At 72.8% G+C, this 17,706-nt stretch carries 19 protein-coding genes; 8 read left to right on the forward strand and 11 right to left on the reverse strand.

Features of this window, described 5'->3' with window-relative positions:
* Positions 1–4: 4 nt before the first annotated feature.
* Positions 5–952 (forward strand): hypothetical protein, encoded by a 948-nt coding sequence (locus tag ABD332_RS23215; protein WP_344504154.1) that lies wholly within the window; start codon positions 5–7, stop codon positions 950–952.
* A 93-nt stretch (positions 953–1,045) separates the two neighbouring features.
* Positions 1,046–2,917, forward strand: a complete 1,872-nt coding sequence (locus ABD332_RS23220) for a ricin-type beta-trefoil lectin domain protein (RefSeq protein ID WP_344504155.1) — start codon at positions 1,046–1,048, stop codon at positions 2,915–2,917.
* 25 nt (positions 2,918–2,942) lie between these two features.
* Here the strand turns inward: ABD332_RS23220 and ABD332_RS23225 are convergent, their stop codons facing one another.
* From ABD332_RS23225 to ABD332_RS23235, 3 genes are all read right to left on the reverse strand, one after another.
* Positions 2,943–3,248, reverse strand: coding sequence for a DUF3817 domain-containing protein (locus ABD332_RS23225; RefSeq protein WP_344504156.1), 306 nt, complete (start codon positions 3,246–3,248; stop codon positions 2,943–2,945).
* Positions 3,249–3,352: 104 nt separating this feature from the next.
* Complete coding sequence (locus ABD332_RS23230) at positions 3,353–3,877, reverse strand: DUF6886 family protein (RefSeq protein ID WP_344504157.1); 525 nt, start codon at positions 3,875–3,877, stop codon at positions 3,353–3,355.
* A complete protein-coding gene (locus ABD332_RS23235; RefSeq protein WP_344504158.1) occupies positions 3,877–4,509 on the reverse strand; it encodes a CGNR zinc finger domain-containing protein in 633 nt (210 codons plus the stop codon). The genes ABD332_RS23230 and ABD332_RS23235 overlap by 1 nt, the downstream gene beginning before the upstream one ends.
* 85 nt (positions 4,510–4,594) lie before the next feature.
* Between ABD332_RS23235 and ABD332_RS23240 the strand changes: the two genes are divergently transcribed.
* Positions 4,595–5,512, forward strand: a complete 918-nt coding sequence (locus ABD332_RS23240) for a pyridoxamine 5'-phosphate oxidase family protein (protein WP_344504160.1) — start codon at positions 4,595–4,597, stop codon at positions 5,510–5,512.
* Here the strand turns inward: ABD332_RS23240 and ABD332_RS23245 are convergent.
* The gene (locus ABD332_RS23245) at positions 5,502–5,648 is read right to left on the reverse strand and encodes a hypothetical protein (protein WP_344504161.1); all 147 of its coding nucleotides are present in this window, start codon (positions 5,646–5,648) and stop codon (positions 5,502–5,504) included. The genes ABD332_RS23240 and ABD332_RS23245 overlap by 11 nt on opposite strands.
* 160 nt (positions 5,649–5,808) lie before the next feature.
* On the opposite strand from ABD332_RS23245, the gene ABD332_RS23250 reads away from it, so the two are divergent.
* On the forward strand, positions 5,809–6,246 hold the full coding sequence (locus tag ABD332_RS23250; RefSeq protein ID WP_344504162.1) for a hypothetical protein: 438 nt from the start codon (positions 5,809–5,811) through the stop codon (positions 6,244–6,246).
* 58 nt (positions 6,247–6,304) lie between these two features.
* On the opposite strand, the gene ABD332_RS23255 is transcribed toward ABD332_RS23250, so the two are convergent.
* The 3 genes from ABD332_RS23255 to ABD332_RS23265 are packed head-to-tail and all read right to left on the reverse strand — an operon-like array spanning position 6,305 to position 9,416.
* Positions 6,305–7,567, reverse strand: a complete 1,263-nt coding sequence (locus ABD332_RS23255) for a cysteine desulfurase-like protein (protein ID WP_344504163.1) — start codon at positions 7,565–7,567, stop codon at positions 6,305–6,307.
* Positions 7,552–8,538 (reverse strand): RNA ligase family protein, encoded by a 987-nt coding sequence (locus tag ABD332_RS23260; protein ID WP_344504164.1) that lies wholly within the window; start codon positions 8,536–8,538, stop codon positions 7,552–7,554. The genes ABD332_RS23255 and ABD332_RS23260 overlap by 16 nt, the downstream gene beginning before the upstream one ends.
* 41 nt (positions 8,539–8,579) lie before the next feature.
* Positions 8,580–9,416 (reverse strand): undecaprenyl-diphosphate phosphatase, encoded by an 837-nt coding sequence (locus ABD332_RS23265; protein ID WP_344504165.1) that lies wholly within the window; start codon positions 9,414–9,416, stop codon positions 8,580–8,582.
* A gap of 197 nt (positions 9,417–9,613) precedes the next feature.
* Between ABD332_RS23265 and ABD332_RS23270 the strand changes: the two genes are divergently transcribed.
* Positions 9,614–11,164, forward strand: coding sequence for a GGDEF domain-containing protein (locus tag ABD332_RS23270; protein WP_344504166.1), 1,551 nt, complete (start codon positions 9,614–9,616; stop codon positions 11,162–11,164).
* A gap of 47 nt (positions 11,165–11,211) precedes the next feature.
* On the opposite strand, the gene ABD332_RS23275 is transcribed toward ABD332_RS23270, so the two are convergent.
* Genes ABD332_RS23275 through ABD332_RS23285 form a run of 3 tightly spaced genes read right to left on the reverse strand, consistent with a single transcriptional unit; the run spans position 11,212 to position 14,569 of the window.
* On the reverse strand, positions 11,212–11,958 hold the full coding sequence (locus tag ABD332_RS23275; RefSeq protein WP_344504167.1) for a succinate dehydrogenase/fumarate reductase iron-sulfur subunit: 747 nt from the start codon (positions 11,956–11,958) through the stop codon (positions 11,212–11,214).
* Positions 11,958–13,895 carry a fumarate reductase/succinate dehydrogenase flavoprotein subunit gene (locus tag ABD332_RS23280; protein ID WP_344504168.1) on the reverse strand — a complete coding sequence of 646 codons (1,938 nt, stop codon included), beginning with the start codon at positions 13,893–13,895 and terminating at the stop codon, positions 11,958–11,960. Before ABD332_RS23280 ends, ABD332_RS23275 begins: the two co-directional genes overlap by 1 nt.
* Positions 13,892–14,569, reverse strand: coding sequence for a succinate dehydrogenase cytochrome b subunit (locus ABD332_RS23285; RefSeq protein WP_344504441.1), 678 nt, complete (start codon positions 14,567–14,569; stop codon positions 13,892–13,894). Before ABD332_RS23285 ends, ABD332_RS23280 begins: the two co-directional genes overlap by 4 nt.
* Before the next feature lie 111 nt (positions 14,570–14,680).
* On the opposite strand from ABD332_RS23285, the gene ABD332_RS23290 reads away from it, so the two are divergent.
* From ABD332_RS23290 to ABD332_RS23300, 3 genes are read left to right on the forward strand one after another with little or no spacing between them, the layout of a single operon-like run.
* A complete protein-coding gene (locus ABD332_RS23290) occupies positions 14,681–15,625 on the forward strand; it encodes a LysR substrate-binding domain-containing protein (RefSeq protein ID WP_344504169.1) in 945 nt (314 codons plus the stop codon).
* Complete coding sequence (locus tag ABD332_RS23295) at positions 15,622–16,710, forward strand: type VII secretion target (RefSeq protein WP_344504170.1); 1,089 nt, start codon at positions 15,622–15,624, stop codon at positions 16,708–16,710. The genes ABD332_RS23290 and ABD332_RS23295 overlap by 4 nt, the downstream gene beginning before the upstream one ends.
* A complete protein-coding gene (locus ABD332_RS23300) occupies positions 16,707–16,976 on the forward strand; it encodes a hypothetical protein (protein WP_344504171.1) in 270 nt (89 codons plus the stop codon). Before ABD332_RS23295 ends, ABD332_RS23300 begins: the two co-directional genes overlap by 4 nt.
* Before the next feature lie 31 nt (positions 16,977–17,007).
* Here the strand turns inward: ABD332_RS23300 and ABD332_RS23305 are convergent, their stop codons facing one another.
* Complete coding sequence (locus ABD332_RS23305; RefSeq protein WP_344504172.1) at positions 17,008–17,676, reverse strand: DUF4097 family beta strand repeat-containing protein; 669 nt, start codon at positions 17,674–17,676, stop codon at positions 17,008–17,010.
* Positions 17,677–17,706: the final 30 nt, after the last annotated feature.

Here is a 17,706-nt window from a genome sequence, read left to right on the forward strand (position 1 = left end):
TGTCATGTCTCTGCGTCGTCTCGCGCTGCCCGCCGCCGCCCTGCTCGCGATCTGCCTGATCCAGTGCTCGTCCCCGGGCACCGCGGCGGCCTACACCACCGTCCACACCGGCTCGGGGCGGCCCGCGCTCGCCCTGGCCGGCGGCCGCCTCTACGCCTCGTGGGCCGGCTCCACCTCCGGCACCTACGGCAAGCAGCTCATCATCGGCACGTCGGTGGACGGCGGCCGCACGTTCACCAAGGACAACAGCGTCGTCGAGCGCACCCCGGAGGGGGAGGGGCCCGCCCTGAGCGCCGACGGTCCCGGCGTCCGGCTCGCCTGGTCCGCCGCCAACAACGGCAACACGCTGACGGTGGCGTACACCGGTGGCACCGGCCTGCAGTGCCGGACCGCGCTGACCGGGGTGCGTACCGACCGCTCGCCGGCCCTCGCCGCCGACGGCGCCGGCATCCGCTGGATCGCCTGGACCGGCACCGACAGCCGGATCAACATCGCCCGGCTGTCCGGTGGATGCCCCGGCGGCTTCTCCCTGCAGGACCGGGTGACCCTCGCCGAGACCACGCCCTACGGCCCGGCGCTCGTGTTCGACGACTCCGGCGCGGAGAACGGCCTGCTCCTCGGCTGGACCGGCGCGGACGGGAGCATCAACCTCGGCACCGTCACGACCGGCTCGGCCGTGCTGACCAACCGCTCGACCGTGATCCAGCCCGGGCAGCAGCTGGCCACGGGCGGGCTCGGGCTCACGTCGCACCCGGCGGACCTCTACGTCTGGTTCCGCGCGACCGACGGCTCCGTGCGCCGCGGCTACTCCCAGGGCTGCCGGCCGACCTGCTTCTACGTGTACAGCTCGGAGCTGCAGTCGGCGTCCGCAGTCGGCGTGGGCACCGACGGGTTCCACGACACCATCGGCTACTTCGACGCTCGCGGGAAGCTCAACGTGGCCACCTATTGACAGGTTGGCTGCCTATTGCGGAGAGTTCGGTCAGGACTTTTTTCAGGTCCTGAAGTTTCCGGCTCTTCCCGCCCCCCGCCAGGAGCACCCTTCATGGTCCCAACCCGACCGCTGCTCGCCCTGTCCGTCCTCGCCGCCTCGATGGTGGCCCTCAGCGCGCCCAGCGCCCAGGCCGCCGCCACCAGCGTCCAGGTCTACTGGAGCTCCGAGTCCCGCACCGCCGGCTACGAACCGAAGAACGGCAACTGGTACACCAGCCCCGCCACGGGCCTCGCCGGGACGCCCTACCAGCTGTCCCGCCAGGCCGACGTGCCCGTCGTGGCGGCCGCCGGTACACCCACCATCACCGCGGACACCAACAGCCGCTTCCAGACGATCCTCGGCGTCGGCTCCTCCCTCGAGGAGTCGACGGTCTACAACCTGTCCAGGATGAGCGCCGGCGCCCGCGACCGGGCCCTGCGTGCGCTCGTCGACCCGGCCACCGGCGCCGGCTTCAACGTCATCCGGATCACCTTCGGCACCAGCGACTTCACGTCGCACGACTTCTACACCTACGACGACGGCGCGGCCGACCCGTCGCTGTCGCGCTTCTCCATCCAGCGCGACATCGACTACGGCATCATCGCCACCGTCCGGCAGGCCCTCGCCATCAACCCCGACATCAAGGTGTTCGCGAGCGCGTGGTCGGCGCCGGGCTGGATGAAGACCAACAACGCCATCATCGGCGGCAGCCTCGTCACCGCCCAGATCCCGACCCTCGCGGCGTACTACCGGCGGGCGGTGCAGGCGTACACCGCGCAGGGCATCCCGATCCACGCGCTCACCCTGCAGAACGAGCCGCTGTTCTCCCCACCGGACTACCCCGGCATGCTCGTCTCCGCGGACCAGGAGCGGCAGCTCGCCAAGGCGCTGCGCACCGAGCTGTCCGCCAACGGGCTCAGCACCCGCATCTGGGCCTTCGACCACAACTTCTCCGAGTCGGTCTCCTACGCCGCCGGCGTCCTGGGCTCGTCCGGTGCCCACTCCGACGCCTACTCCTCCGTGGACGGCATCGCGTTCCACGACTACGCGGGCGACCCGTCCGCGATGAGCACCGTGAAGGCGTCCTACCCCGACAAGGACATGCTGATGACCGAGCGCTCCGTGTGGGGCACCTCGGGCGCGGACCGGATCGTGCAGTACTTCCGCAACAACGCCACCCTGTATGAGGGCTGGGTCAGCATGCTCGACCAGAACCGCGCACCCGAGCGCTGGTCCGGCTCGCCCGACCCGACGATGCTCGTGCAGAGCACCAGCAACCGCGACACGTTCTGGGCGCTGCCCGACTACAACATGGTCGCCCAGTTCTCGAAGTTCGTGAAGCCCGGCGCGCGGCGCGTCGCCACCGGCTACGGCAGCACCGGCACCGTCACGAACGTCGCGTTCCTCAACCCCGACGGCACCCTCGTCACCGTCGTGGTCAACCAGACCGGCGCCTCGCAGGCCTTCACGCTGAAGGTCGGCACCCAGCAGATCGCCAGCACCCTGCCGGCGAAGACCGTCGGCACGTACCTGTGGGCCGGCGCCGACAGCGGCACCCCGTCCACGCGGGTCGGGCCCATCACCGGCTACGGCGCCAAGTGCGTCGACGTCGCCGGCGCGGCCACCGCCAACGGCACGAAGATCCAGCTGTGGACCTGCAACGGCACCACCGCGCAGTCCTGGACCGTCGGCACGGACGGCACCCTGCGCGCCCTCGGCAAGTGCCTCGACGTGGCCGCCGCCAACTCCGCGAACGGCACCAAGGTCCAGCTGTACGACTGCAACGGCAGCGCGGCCCAGACCTGGTCCGCTCCCGGCGACGGCACGCTCCGGGCGCTCGGCAAGTGCCTGGACGCCACCGGGCCCAGCTCCGCGGACGGCACCCAGCTGCAGATCTGGGCGTGCGGGACGGGCCAGAACCAGCGCTGGACTCTGCCTTCCTGACAGCCGTCCTGACAGGTTTCCCGGGTCAGGCGCGGGCCACGGCCGGCGTGCGCCTGACCCACCATTCGAACAGCAGCGTCGTGAACGGCGGGATCGACGCCGCCGCACCGACCGCGAGCCGCGCGAAGCCCCACCGCTCCTTGACGGTCACCCACGCCAGCGCGGCCAGGTAGGCGACGAACATCGCGCCGTGGATCGGCCCGAACACCTTCACGCCGATCTCGTTCTCCACGACGACGTACTTGAAGAACATCCCGACCAGCAGGCCGAGCCAGGAGCAGGCCTCCCCGATCGCGGCGTACCGGAACACCCGCGCGGCATTGTTGTCCACCGCGACAGCCTGCACCCCGCCGCGGACCCGGGTCGCGGCCGGTCACCTCCGCGGTGACCGGCCTCACGCCGCCGCTGTCGCCGGTCTTGGCGTGCGCCCGGACGTCAGCGGGGCGTCGCGTTGTGCATCCGGATGGCGCTGAACCGCAGTGTGCTGGCCACGACCGCGTCCCAGAACGGCCACAGGACCGGCAGCACCCTGAGCTGGATTCCGGCGGCGGCGTGCAGGGCGAAGAGGTCACCGACCGGCTCGGGCGGGCCGAGCGGCACCACCGGCTCGACGGCGACGTGCGCATGCTCCCCCAGCGGCCGGAACGGCGCCGCCGGCAGCCGGTACGCGTACAGGCGCGCGGTCCGGATCGCCTCGAGCCAGCCGTACTCGACGGCGTGCACCCGCTCGCCGCAGCCCGGGCCGAGGATGCGGTCGCGGTCGTCGCCGGTCGTCTCCGGCCCGGCCCACGCCATCGCCCGCGGGCACTGCCGCGGGAACCAGTAGTCCGGCGACCGCCCGTCGTCGACGGCCCACACGTAGGGCTCGGACTCTTGCGCGGTCGCCGCCACGTGCGGCACGAACCGGGTGATCGTCGGGTCCTCGGAGAAGTGCAGCACCTGCCCGGGCTCGGGCCGCATCAGCCGTCCTCCTTCGATCCGCCGTGGTGGCGCTGGTAGTGCCGGGCGACGCGGGCGCGGTTGCCGCACCCGTCGGAGCACCACTCCCGGCGGGGATGGTTGCGGATGAAGTACAGCACGCAACCCGGCGCGTGGCAGGCCCGCAGCAGCGCCCGGTCCGGGCCGGCGAACAGCGCCACCGCCTCCTCCGCGATCGCGGCCACCGCAGCGAGCGCCGGGGCGTGCGCCGTCCGCACCGCCCGCTCCGGACCGCCGTCTTTGTCGTCGGGGTCGGGCCAGTGCAGCTCGGACCACGAGGGGGCGCGGGCGCAGGCGCGGTTGACGACGGTGACCGCGGTGGCGAGGTCCCCGGCGGACGGTCCGGCCGGCTCCCGGTCGTCGCCGGTGGCCGCGGCGGCCAGCACGCGCAGGGCGTCGCGGAGGTCGCGCAGCTCGGCGACGGCCTCCCAGCCGGCGATGCCGACCCCGACGCCCGGGATGCCGCTGCCGGCTCCCGCCCTCGCTGCGTCGGCGGCATTGGGGGGCGCCTCCCTCAGCCAGCGTGCGGCGGCGGCCGGGTCGGCGATCGTGTCGTGCACGCCGTCACGGTCCGCCCGGACGGTGTTCATCAGTTCGACCGGCAACGGCTCCACGTCCTAATGGTAAGGCATTGCGGAAACCATTTGGTCGTGTACTAATGGATGTAGGAGTGGTCAGCCGTTAGGAAGGCGGTCGACGATGTTCCATGAAGGGGAGCTCAGCGTCCAGGAGCGGGCCGGCGTGCGGTTCGAGGCGGCCCGGCTGAGCGGCATGCTCGCGCCCGGCGGGCTGAGCCGGGGTGCGGGCGGGTGGCTGGCGGAGCGGACCCTGGCCGCGCTCACCGGCCGCGACCGCGACGGCAGGCTCTGGGTCTCGGCGCTGACCGGCCCGCCCGGGTTCCTGGCCGGGCTCGGGCAGACGCTGCGGGTGGCGGCGGTGCCCGCGCCCGGCGACCCGCTCCACGACCTCCCCGCCGGCCAGCGGGTGGGCCTGATCGCGATCGACTTCGCGACCCGCCGCCGGATGCGGGTCAACGGCGTCCTGAGCGGCACCCTGAGCGGCACTCTGACCGGCGCTGGAGGCGGCCTGACCGTCGACGTCGCCGAGGCGTTCGGCAACTGCCCCCAGTACATCCACCCCCGACGCCTCGCGAGTGCGCCGACGCCGGGCGGGGCAGTGCCCGGGACGTTCACGGTGGCGGAGGCGCTCACGGCGGACGGTGAGGCCACGATCCGCGGCGCCGACACGTTCTTCCTCGGCACCACGCACCCCGACCGCGGCGCCGACGCCTCGCACCGGGGCGGGCCGCGCGGGTTCCTGCGGGCCGGCGACGGCGGGCTGTGGTGGCCGGACTATCCGGGCAACAACATGTTCAACAGCCTCGGCAACCTCGCCACCGACCCGTCCGCGGCGCTGCTGGTGCCCGACTTCGCGACCGGCCGCACGCTGCAACTGTCAGGCACCGCGGCCGTCGAGTGGACCGAGCCGGGCACCGGCGCACCCGACGAGGTGACCGGCCGCCGGGTCCGCTTCCACCCGGCGGCCGTCGTCACCGGCGAGCACCCCGCGCTCGTCGCCGCGGCGGACGTTCCCGACCCGCGCGGGGTCAGGCGCTGATCACGGGCCACGCGTAGGCGAGGAGCGCGAACGCGGCACCGAGGATCGCCAGGTTGAAGCCGCGGGACGGCACCGGCAGCGCCGCGACGGCGAGCAGGATGATGGCGATGAGATAGAGGACGGCCTGTGTCGACATGGGGAACCTCCGTGGGGGGAACGGTTGAGCAAGCGGGTTCCCGAGGCCGCCGGAGCCGAAACACCCGCTGGCACGTATCCGGGATTCGCGCCGCTCCCCGCGGACCTACCGTTTATCTCAACAACGCGGCACGCCAACACAGCAACCAGGGGAGATGGACATGAGCGACTACGAGACCGGCGACACGGGCTACGACGGCGGCGACTCCTACGGCAACTACGAGGCCGGGCAGGACCACCAGTCCCTCGACCAGCTGCACCAGGTCGACGCCAGCCAGAGCAACTACGACAACCAGTTCAACGTGTACGAGCAGGACCACGCGGCCGCCGAGTCGACCTCGTTCGACCAGGGCCACCAGGTGTCGTACACCGACGCGAGCGGCGCGCAGTACCAGGAGTCGGACTTCACGTCCTACGACCACTCCGCCGCCGAGACCGACCACGTCTTCGCCGCCGAGGGCTCCGAGTCGGCGTCCTCCAGCGAGTTCCACCAGCTCGACGCCATCCAGGCCCGCCTCGACTCCGCCTTCACCTCGATGACCGAGATCAACGGCGGCAACGGCGGCGGCACCGCCGAGCTCGGCGTCGCCTCGAACTGACAGCACCGCAACCCCCTGGCGTGCGGCCGGCCACCGACGGTGGCCGGCCGTAGCCATGTCAGAGGGCGGCGAGCAGGCGGTCGACCTCGTCGGCCGTCGTGTAGTGGTAGATCCCGGCGCGGACCGCCCCGCCGGTCTCGCGCAGGCCCATCGCGGTGAAGTACTCGGCGGCGTAGTAGTCGCCGGAGAAGACGCAGATGCCCTGGTCGCCCAGGCGGGCCGCGGTCGTCGCCGGGTCCTCGCCGGCGACCCGGAAGGACACCGTCGGGCAGCCGCCGGCGGGCGCGGGCAGCACCCGCACCGCGGGCATCGACCGCAGGCCGTCGAGGAGCCGTTCGAAGAGCCGCGTCTCGTACGAGTGGACCGCCGCCATCGAGCGCAGCACGCGCTCCCGGCGCGGCCGCGACGCGGCGCCGTCGAGCACCCCAGCGCCGTCGAGCGTCCCAGCGTCGTTGAGCGTCCCAGTGTCGTCGGGTGTCCCGGCGTCGTCGAGGGTTGCGAGGAAGTCGACCGCCGCCGTGAAGCCGGCGAGGAGCTCGAAGCTCGGCGTGCCCAGCTCGAACCGCTCCGGCACCGCGTCGGACGACGGCAGCAGCTTCAGCATCGCCGTCCGCTCCCACTGCGCCGGCGCCGCCACGCAGGCGGCCAGGTGCGGCCCGGACCACTTGTAGGCGCTGGTGACGTAGTAGTCGGCACCGAGCGCGGCCACGTCGACCGGCAGGTGCGCGGTGGCGTGCACCCCGTCGACGTGGACGACGGCGCCGAAGCCGTGCGCGAGCGCGGCGATCGCGGGCACGTCGGGGACGGTGCCGATGGCGTTGCTGGCCGCGGTCACCGCCACGACCCGGGTCCGCGCGTCGACGAGCGGCTCGAACGCGGCGACGGGCAGCGCGCCGGTGGCCGGGTCGAACGCCGCCCACCGCACCTCCACGCCCATCGCCGACGCCAGCTGCACCCACGGCCGCACGTTGGCGTCGTGGTCGAGGCGGGTCACGACGACGTTGTCGCCGGGCTCCCAGGTCCCGGCGAGCCCGCGGGCGACGGTGTAGACCAGCGCGGTGGCGCTCTGCCCGAACACGACCCCCGCGGGGTCTGCGCCGAGGAGGTCACCGGCGGCGGCGCGGGCCGCGTCGACGATCGCGAGGGCGCGCCGCCCCGGCGCGAACGCGGTCGTCCGGTTGCTCACCGCACCGCCGAGGACACCGGCGACGGCCCGCGCCACCGGCTCCGCGACCAGCGTGCCGGCGGCACCGTCGAAATGGGCGTACCCCTCGGCGAGCGCCGGGTGGGCCTGTCGGATCCGTGCTACGTCGAACGGCATACGGCGACGATAGCGGCCTCGCGGACGGTGTCCTCGATCGCCGCCTGCCCGTCCGCGTCGAGCGCCGCCACCGCCGCCGGGTACGCCTCCGACAGGTCGACGAGCACGTCCAGCACGATCTCGTCGACGAGCGGGCCGGCGCCGGCCTCCGACCGGCCGCCCGCCGCCCGCGGTGCCGGGCCGGCGCCGACCTTCGACCGGGCGCTCGCCACCCGCGGCGCGTTGACCAGCCCGGCGGCGACCCGCGCGAGGTCGGCGCCCGGGATCCGGGCGTGCGGGTCCCACGGCAGGCTCTCACCGAACCGTTGCTCGTCGAATTCGGCGATCTTCACCTTGACGACGGTCCGGTCCTGCGGGCCGAGTGCCGCGTCGGGCCGCAGGACGACCCCTTCGGCGAGGTTCCCTTCCAGCGGCGGCAGGTGGTGTACGAGCGGCAGCCGCGTCTGGAACCTGGTCGGCACGGCGTCGACGGACGCCCGGGTGCCGCGCCCGAGCAGCGGCACCACGTCGAGACCGGCCTCGGCGGCGACCCGGGCGGCCCCGGCGTACGTCCGGTAGACGCCGGCGTCGTCGGGACGCTCGTGGTCGAGGACGTCGAAGACGGCGAACCGCACGTCGGGGGCGTACCAGACGCCGGTCTGCACCGCGGCCGCGCCGGGCGCCGGCGGCACGTCCGGGTGCGGGTAGTGGCCGCCGTAGAGCTCGCCGTACACCCGTACCGTGGCCGCACCCTCGGCAAGAGCGGACCGGGCCGCCTGCTCGAACGCGGGGCGCAGCAGCTGCCAGCCGAAGAACGGCTCGTCGCCGTCCAGCCACGCCTTGCGCTTGCCGACCTTCGTCACGTGGCCGTCCGACACGATCACCAGCTGCGCGCCGTGGACCTTCTCGGTGGCGATCCACGGCCCGCCGGCAGACCGGCCGCTGCCGAGTTGTCTCGCCGTCGGGATCTTCGGGTACGCCACGTGCCGCATGCGCAGCAGTATCGCCACCGGCGCGCGGCGCGTCCCCGGATTTACGTGGCGCTGATGACGCCGCCCCACAGGAGGGCGACGATGATGCCGCCGACCGCGGCGCGGTAGTAGACGAACGTGGCGATGGAGTTGCTGGCGACGAACTTCAGCAGCCAGGCGATCGACGCGTACGCGACCACGAAGCTGACGACCGTGCCGACCGCGGCCGGCCCCCAGCCGACGGTCTCGCTGATCTCGCCGGCGCGCTGCACGCCCTCCAGGGTGCCGGCGGCGGCGAGGGCGGGGATGCCGAGGAAGAACGACATGCGGGTGGCGGTGACCCGGTCGAGGTGCCGCAGCAGGCCGACGCTGATCGTCGCGCCGGACCGGGACACGCCGGGGATCAGGGCGATGCACTGCGCCAGCCCGATGATCAGCGAGTCCTTCCAGGTGACGTCCGCCTCGCCGACCTTCTGCGTGGCGAGGTGCTCGGCGAGGACCATGACGAGGCTCCACACGACCAGCGCCCCGGCGACGAACCACAGGCTGCGCAGCTCGCCCTCGATGAGATCCTTGAACAGCAGGCCGACGACCGCGATCGGCAGCGACCCGATGATCACGTTGATCGCCATCTTCCAGCCGGTCTCCTTGCGCGCCTCGGCGCTGCGCAGACCCTTCACGAACCCGGTGATGAACCGGACGATGTCGGTGCGGAAGTAGATGATCGCGGCGATGATCGCGCCGACCTGGATGACCGCGGTGAACGCCGTGACGCCCTTGTCGTCGATCGGGATGCCCATCAGCTTCTCGGTGATGGTCAGGTGTCCCGTGGAGGAGACCGGGAGGAACTCGGTCACGCCCTCCACGACGCCGAGCACGACCGCTTGCCAGATCTCCACTGGGACCCTCCTTCGTGCCACCGACGTCCGCACGATCCTAGGCGGACCCGCTCGGCCGTCGCGCTCAGGTCCCGGACGTGGCGTCCTTGCGTGGCGTCTTTGCGCGGTGCGGCGTGGCGCGCCGCGTGGCGTTGCGCTCCGGTGGCGGGCGAGGTGCCGCGCTCAGGTGCCGGCGCGGCGTGCCGATCGTGGCGGTCATGACTGGCACAGCAGTGATCAGCGCCGACCGGGTCGCCGCCGTCGTGCTCGGCATGGAGGTCGACCGGCGCACCGCCGACCGGGAGCAGGCCGAGGCCGCCGAGCGCGCCGCGGTCGAGCTCGGCCGCGACGACCTCGCCGCCCGCGCCCGGCTCGTCATCGCCGACGCCCTCGCCCGCGGCGGGGAGCTGACCGCGTCCGCGCCGCTGCTGCACGAGGTCCACCGGTGGGCGGTCCTCGAGAACGACCAGTATGTCCTCGCGCGCACCCACTTCCTGCTGTCGATCCTGCACACCTGCCTCGGCGACAACGCGCAGGCGCGGCGGCACGCGCTGATGTCGGTGGACCACCTGCCGGACCACGTGCCGCCGCTGATCCGGGGCGCGCACCTGGTCATCCTCGCCCTGTCCGTCGACGTCGTGTCGCGGGCCGACGCCGCCCCCTACCACGCGGAGGCGCTCGACATCGCCGCCGCGGCCGGCGACCACGAGCTGAGCCGTTCGGTGCTCAACAACATGGCGTACGCGGCGTACCAGGCGGGCGACGCGGACGCCGCGGGCGAGCTGGTCGAGCGGATGCGCCGCCTGGTCGAACGGACCGGCGTGCAGCTGCGCCCGCCGGACCTGGACACGGTCGCCCGCGTACAGCTGCTGCAGGGCCGGTTCGAGGAGGCCGAACGCACCCTCCTGCCCCTGGTCGACCCCGCCTCCACCCGCCGCGACGCGGAAGGCAACATGCTGCCCGAGGTGCTGCTGACCCTCGCCGAGGCGCAGCGGCTCGGCGGCGCGCTCGACCGCGCCGGGGCCACGGTCGACCGGTGCCGGGCGCTGAGCGAGCAGCGCGGCATGGTCGACGTCGGCGCGAGGGCCCGCCGCGAGCTCGCCCGCCTGCACGCCGCGAGCGGGCGTTTCCGGGAGGCGTACGAGGAGCAGTGCCGCTACGACGAGGAGTCCCAGGCGCTCCGCTCCGCCGAACGCGAGGAGCAGGCCCGCCTCGCGCAGCTGGTGTTCGAGAGCCGCGAGGGCCAGCGCGAGACGGTCCGCTTCCGCGAGATGGCGCTGCGTGACGCGCTGACCGGCCTGTACAACCGGCGGTTCGTCGACGCGCAGCTGCCGGCCCTGCTCAGCCGTGCCGAGCAGCGCGGCGAGGCCGTGTCCGCGGCCCTGGTCGACATCGACTTCTTCAAGCGGATCAACGACACCCTGTCGCACGAGGTCGGCGACCTGGTCCTGCAGCGCGTCGCGTCCGTCATGGCCGGCGCCGTCGACGAGCCCGCCACGGTGGCCCGGCTCGGCGGCGAGGAGTTCGTGATCGTGCTGCCCGGCGCCGGCGCGGAGGAGGCGGTCGCCCGCTGCGAACGGGTCAGGTCCGCCATCCAGCGCCACCCGTGGCCCGAGCTGACCGGCGACCTGCCGGTGACGGTGAGCATCGGCGTGTCCAGCACCCCCGACGGCCGCATCACTTCGGCTGCCCTGCTCAGCCAGGCCGACCGCAACCTGTACGCGGCGAAACGTTCCGGCCGCAACCGCGTCCTCGCCGACCCCTCCTGACCCGGCACCGACCGGGCCCGCCGCCCCGCCGAGCGGCGAGGCGGGAGTCAGCCGCGCTTGGTGACGGCCTTGCGGTAGTCGGAGTTGAGGCGGCCGATGAGGGTGAGCGGGATGCCCTTGGGGCAGACGGTGGTGCACTCGCCGGCGTTGGTGCAGCCGCCGAAGCCCGCCTCGTCGTGGGCCGCCAGCATGCCGACGACGCGGGTGTCGCGCTCGGGCTGGCCCTGGGGGAGCAGGCCGAGGTGGCCGACCTTCGCGGCGGTGAAGAGCATCGCGGAGCCGTTGGGGCACGCGGCGACGCACGCGCCGCAGCCGATGCAGGTCGCGGCCTCGAAGGCGGCGTCCGCGTCGGCCTTCGGCACCGGGGTGGCGTGGGCGTCGGGGGCGGCGCCCGTGGGAGCGCTGATGTAGCCGCCGGCCTGGATGATGCTGTCGAAGGCGCCGCGGTCGACGACGAGGTCCTTCACGACGGGGAACGCGGCGGCACGCCACGGCTCGACGTCGATGGTCTCGCCGTCCTTGAAGTGGCGCATGTGCAGCTGGCACGTGGTGGTGGCGCGCGACGGGCCGTGCGCCACGCCGTTGATCATCATGCCGCACATGCCGCAGATGCCCTCGCGGCAGTCGTGGTCGAACGCGATGGGCTCCTCGCCTTCGAGGATGAGGCGCTCGTTCAGAACGTCCAACATCTCCAAGAATGAGGCGTCGGGCGAAATGTCCGTAACGTCGTAGGTGGCCATGCGGCCTCGGGAGGTGGGGCCGGTCTGGCGCCAGACGCGCAGCTTGAGGTTCATTACTTGTAGCTCCGCTGGCTCGGGTGGACGTATTCGAAGTCGAGCGTTTCCCGGCGTAGCACCGGCGGCTCCCCGGTCCCGGCGAACTGCCACGCCGCGACGTACGAGAACTCGTCGTCGTGCCGCAGCGCCTCGCCGTCGGGGGTCTGGCTCTCGGCGCGGAAGTGCCCGCCGCACGACTCCGCACGGTGCAGCGCGTCGACGCACATGAGCTCCGCGAGCTCGAAGAAGTCCGCGACCCGGCCGGCCCGCTCCAGGTTCTGGTTCAGCGTCTCGCCGGTCCCCGGCACCTTCACCCGCGTCCAGAACTCCTCGCGCAGCGACCGGATGAGGCTGATCGCCTTGGTGAGGCCCTCCTCGGTGCGCTCCATGCCGCAGTACTCCCACATGATGTGGCCGAGCTCGCGGTGGAAGGAGTCGACGGTACGGTCGCCATCGACGGCAAGCAGTGCAGAGATGCGCTCCGAAACGGCGGCACGGGCCGCGGCCACGTCCGGGTGGGATGCGGAGAGCGCGGGGAACGGGCCGGAGGCCAGGTAGTCGTTGATGGTGTTCGGCAGGACGAAGTAGCCGTCGGCGAGGCCCTGCATGAGCGCGGACGCGCCGAGCCGGTTCGCGCCGTGGTCGGAGAAGTTGGCCTCACCCACCACGAACAGGCCGGGGATCGTCGACTGCAGGTCGTAGTCGACCCACAGCCCGCCCATCGTGTAGTGCACAGCCGGATAGATGCGCATCGGGGTGATGTACGGGTCGTCGCCGGTGATCCGCTCGTACATCTCGAACAGGTTGCCGTACTTGGCCTCCACGGCGTCGCGGCCGAGCCGGGCGATCGCGTCGGCGAAGTCGAGGTAGACGCCGAGGCCGCCGGGGCCGACGCCACGCCCCTCGTCGCAGACGTTCTTCGCGGCGCGGGAGGCGATGTCGCGCGGGACGAGGTTGCCGAACGACGGGTAGATCCGCTCGAGGTAGTAGTCGCGCTCGTCCTCGGGGATGTCGGCGGGGACGCGGTCGTCGCCGGCGCGGACCGGCACCCACACCCGGCCGTCGTTGCGCAGCGACTCGCTCATCAGCGTGAGCTTGCTCTGGTGCGTGCCGGACTCGGGGATGCACGTCGGGTGGATCTGCGTGTAGCAGGGGTTGGCGAACAGCGCGCCCTTGCGGTGCGCCCGCCACGACGCGGTGACGTTGCAGCCCTTGGCGTTGGTGGAGAGGAAGAAGACGTTGCCGTAGCCGCCGGACGCGAGCACCACGGCGTCGGCGAACTCCGTCGAGATCTCGCCGGTGACCAGGTCGCGCACGACGATGCCGCGGGCCTTGCCGTCCACGACGATGAGCTCGAGCATCTCGTGGCGGGTGTGCATCTCGACGTTGCCGAGCGCGACCTGCCGCTCCAGGGCCTGGTAGGCGCCGAGCAGCAGCTGCTGGCCCGTCTGGCCGCGGGCGTAGAAGGTTCGTGACACCTGGGTGCCGCCGAAGGAGCGGTTGTCCAGCAGGCCGCCGTACTCGCGGGCGAAGGGCACGCCCTGCGCGACGCACTGGTCGATGATGTTCACCGAGACCTGCGCCAGCCTGTACACATTGGACTCGCGGGCGCGGAAGTCGCCGCCCTTCACCGTGTCGTAGAACAGCCGGTAGACGGAGTCGCCGTCGTTGCGGTAGTTCTTCGCGGCGTTGATGCCGCCCTGCGCGGCGATCGAGTGGGCGCGGCGCGGGCTGTCCTGGTAGCAGTACGACCGGACCTTGTAGCCGGCCTCGGCGAGCGTCGCGGCCGCGGAGCCGCCGGCGAGGCCGGTGCCCACGACGATGACGGTCAGCTTGCGGCGGTTGGCCGGGTTGACCAGCTTGGCCGCGAACTGGCGGCGCTCCCAGCGGGTCTCGATCGGCCCGTCGGGCGCCGCGGTGTCGGCGATCGGGTCGCCCTCGCTCCAGTAGTTCACTTGACCGCTCCGATCAGCACGGCGAACGGCACCGACAGGTAGCCGACGACGAGGACGACGGACAGGACGAGGGCGATCGCGCGGGCCCGGCGCTCACCGCGCGGCGTCTGCTGGCCGAGGGTGCGCAGCGCGCTGAAGATGCCGTGCCGCAGGTGGAAGCCGACGGCGACGATCGCCAGGGTGTAGAAGAGCGTCACGTACCAGCGCGCCGGCGCGAAGTCCGCGACCACGTTGCCGTAGGGGTGCTGGGCGTCGCCGACCGGGTTCACCGTGCCGGTGGTGAGGTCGAGGATGTGGAACACGACGAACAGCAGGATGATGACGCCGCCCCACCGCATCGTGCGGGCCGCGTAGCTGCCCTGCACCTTCGGGCGGTGCGCGTAGCGGACGGGGCGGGCGAGTCTGGCCCGCCGGGCGAGGACCACTGCCGCCGCGATGTGGCCCACGACGGCGAGGGTGAGCCCGCCGCGCTGGATCCACAGGTACCAGGTGTGCGGCAGCAGCGGGGTGCCGATGTCGCGCAGCCAGTGGGCGTAGTGGTCGAACGCGTCCGCGCCGACGAAGATCTTCAGGTTGCCGGCCATGTGCGCGAACAGGAACAGCACGAGCAGCAGGCCGGTGCCCGCCATGAGGAGCTTCAGGCCGACGGACGACCTGCGCTTCTTCGGTTTCATGGGCGCCGCGATGGGCTTGACCGCTGTATCTACCGCCACGGGTTCGACGGTAAGGACCGCCATTTTCATTCGTCCAATGCATGAAGCGCTCAGTCTCGATAGCCGTAGGCTATGAGAGTGCAGCTGCAACAGCTCCGATACTTCGTGTCAGTGGCCGAATCAGGACATTTCACGCGTTCGGCCGAAGCGCTGGGAGTGAGCCAGCCGACACTGAGTAAACAAATTCACACGCTTGAGGCGACGCTCGGCGCGCCCCTGTTCGACCGCTCCCGGGGCGGCGTCATGCTCACCACCGCCGGCGAGACCCTGCTGCCGCTCGCCCGCCGGATGGTCGCCGACGCCGACGCCGCCCGCGACGCCGTGCAGGAGGTCGTCGGGCTGCGCCGCGGCCGGGTCCGCCTCGGCGCCACGCCCAGCCTGTGCACGTCCCTCGTCCCGGCGGTGCTGCGCCGCTTCCACGCCGCCCACCCTGACATCGCCCTGCACGTCGACGAGGGCGGCTCCCAGGACCTCGTCGCCGGGCTCGTCGCGCACCAGCTCGACCTGGCCCTCATCGTCGCCTCCGCGCACGGCACCGACCCCGCCCTCGACGTCGTGCCGTTCCTGCGCGAGGACCTCGTGGTCGCCTCCGTCCACCCGCTGCCGGCGATGCTCACCCTCCGCGAGCTGCGCGACACCCCGATGGTGATGTTCCGCATCGGGTACGACCTGCGCGACGTCACCATCGAGGCCTGCCGGCGGGCCGGGTTCACCCCGCGGTACGCGGTCGAGGGCGGCGAGCTCGACGCGGTCCTCGCGTTCGTCGAGGCGGGCCTCGGCGTCGCGCTCGTGCCCAGCATGGCCCTGGTGAACCGGCCGCTGCTGCGCGCCACACCCCTCGCCGCGCCCGGCGTGCACCGCACCATCGCCCTCGCCAACCCGCGCGGCGCCGTGCTGTCCCACGCGGCGCGAGCACTGCGCGCGATGCTGCTGGAACAGACCGTGCAGACCCCCGGTGTGCGGCGCGTGCAAGCGCTAGAGTCCCCGTCAACCGAGGTCAGGGGGAGGCCGGGGTGAACGATTTCCACGTCGATCCGAGCGGGATGCGGGCACTGGGCGGGATGCTCGCGGGGGCGGGCGGCGACGCCCGGGACACGCTCGACTACACGCGACGGCACTGCTCGCTCAGCTGGGACCGCCGCGGGCTGCTGATGCTCGTCGCCGACCCGCACGGCAAGGCCTACGACCGGGTCACCACCGCCCTCGGCCGGCTGCGGGACCTCAGCGACGGCGCCGCCGACCAGGTCGCGCGGGCCGCGGGCGGCTATGCGGCGGCCGACCACACCGCCGCGGCCGCCCTCGACGCCACCTATGCCGGCGCCACCGACCCGCGAGGGCTGCGCGGCACACTGCACCAGTCACGGCCCGACCTGCTGCCGTCGCGGACCCCGTTCGCCCATGCCGCTCCTGTACTGGCAGCGCCGGTCTACGAGCCGCAGACCGACGCGTTCACGCTCAACCCGCTCACCGACCTGCTCAGCCCCGCCGCGTGGATCCGGCAGGTGGCGGTGTGGCTGTTCGGGGTCGACCCGTTCGAGCCGTGGCTCACCGCGTACAGCGGCGACTGGCGGGCCTATGAGCACTGCATGCACGCGTGGCCGCACATCGGCGCCGCCGCCGGCACGATCGGCGGCAACCTCGTCACCGGCGCCGCCGACGTCACCGCCGTGTGGCGCGGCAACGCCGCCGAGGCAGAGCAGGAGTTCCAACTGCTCCTCGGCGGCGCCGCGACCGCCCTCGGCCCGGCCTGCGCCGAGTATGCGCGGCTCTACCCGCTCGCCGTCGACGCGTGCCGGCAGCTGTACGAGGCGACCGGCGGCCTCGTCGAGCAGCTCATCGACGCGCTCATCATCGTCAGTGTCGCCGGCGTCGTCGGCACCGCCACGATCGAGACCGGCATCGGCGCCCTCACCGGCTACGCCACCGTCGGGTTCTACACGTGGCAGGCCATCCGCCTCTATCAGGAGATCTCCCGGCTGTATGGCGCTGCCGAGACCACGTTCCGCCTGATCGCGGCCCAGATCGAGGCGGTGCGGGCGGGCGCCGAGGTGACCCGTCTGCCGTCCCTGCCGCCGTACCACCACCCGGCGGTTCCCCGATGACCGCCGACCCGGTGGCCCGGGCGGTCCTGCGCCGCCTGGCCGAGCTGCGCCCGCCGGACGACCCGTTGCACGCCTTCGCCACGACCGTCCTGACGGGCGAGGCGACCCTGCGCGCCGCCGCCACCCACCCCGCCTTCACCGAAGCCTTGCAAGCGACGCTAGAGGCCACGCTGGAGGCCGCCCTTCACGAGGCCGCCCTTCACGAGGCCGCCCTTCACGACGACCGGCACCGGACCGTCGCCGGGCGAGGTGAGGCGCGAGGCTGAGCGGGCCGTGATCCGGCGGGCGCCCCACGGGTCAGGTGTGGTGGACGACGGCGTGGCCGGTGTCGACGTTGACGGTGATGGTGCGCGGCGACGACTCGTCGCGGACGACGTCCACATCGGACAGACCACGGTCGCTGCGGACCGCGTACGTGGCGCCGGACGGCACCCGCACGTCGACCTCGCCGGTGTCGACGGTGGCCACGACGTCGGTGGGGGAGGTGGCGTGGGCGAGCTCGATCCGGCCTGAGTCGACGACCACGCGGTACGTGGCGCCGCGCAGCCCCGACCCGGTGACCTCGCCGGTGTCGACCACCGCGGACGCGTCACCGGCCAGGTCACGCAGCGTCACCTCGCCGGCGTCGATACGGATCTCGGTGCGGGTCGCGGCCGGCACCGTCACCGTCAGCGTGACCTCACAGCGCCGGCAGCCCGTGGACGTCAGCTCCAGCCGGCCCGCCTCCATGCGATGCGCCGCCTGCGGCGCCGCGCCACCACTCGGCCACCGCCGCCGCTCGACCACGGTCACCGGCCCGTCACCGGTCTTGACGGTGACGTTCACCGCGTCACCGGTGACGACGAGCGCCGCGACGGGCTCCTCGACGCGGTACTGCCGCGACGCCGTCTCCCGAGGTCCGAACCCGCACCCGGCGACCGAGGCCAGCAGCAACACCGCGACCGCAGCGGTGGGAACAGCACGCATCGTCGTCCTCCAGGATCCCGGACACCAGGA

This window comes from Dactylosporangium maewongense (genome assembly GCF_039531485.1).
GTDB classification, from domain to species: domain Bacteria; phylum Actinomycetota; class Actinomycetes; order Mycobacteriales; family Micromonosporaceae; genus Dactylosporangium; species Dactylosporangium maewongense.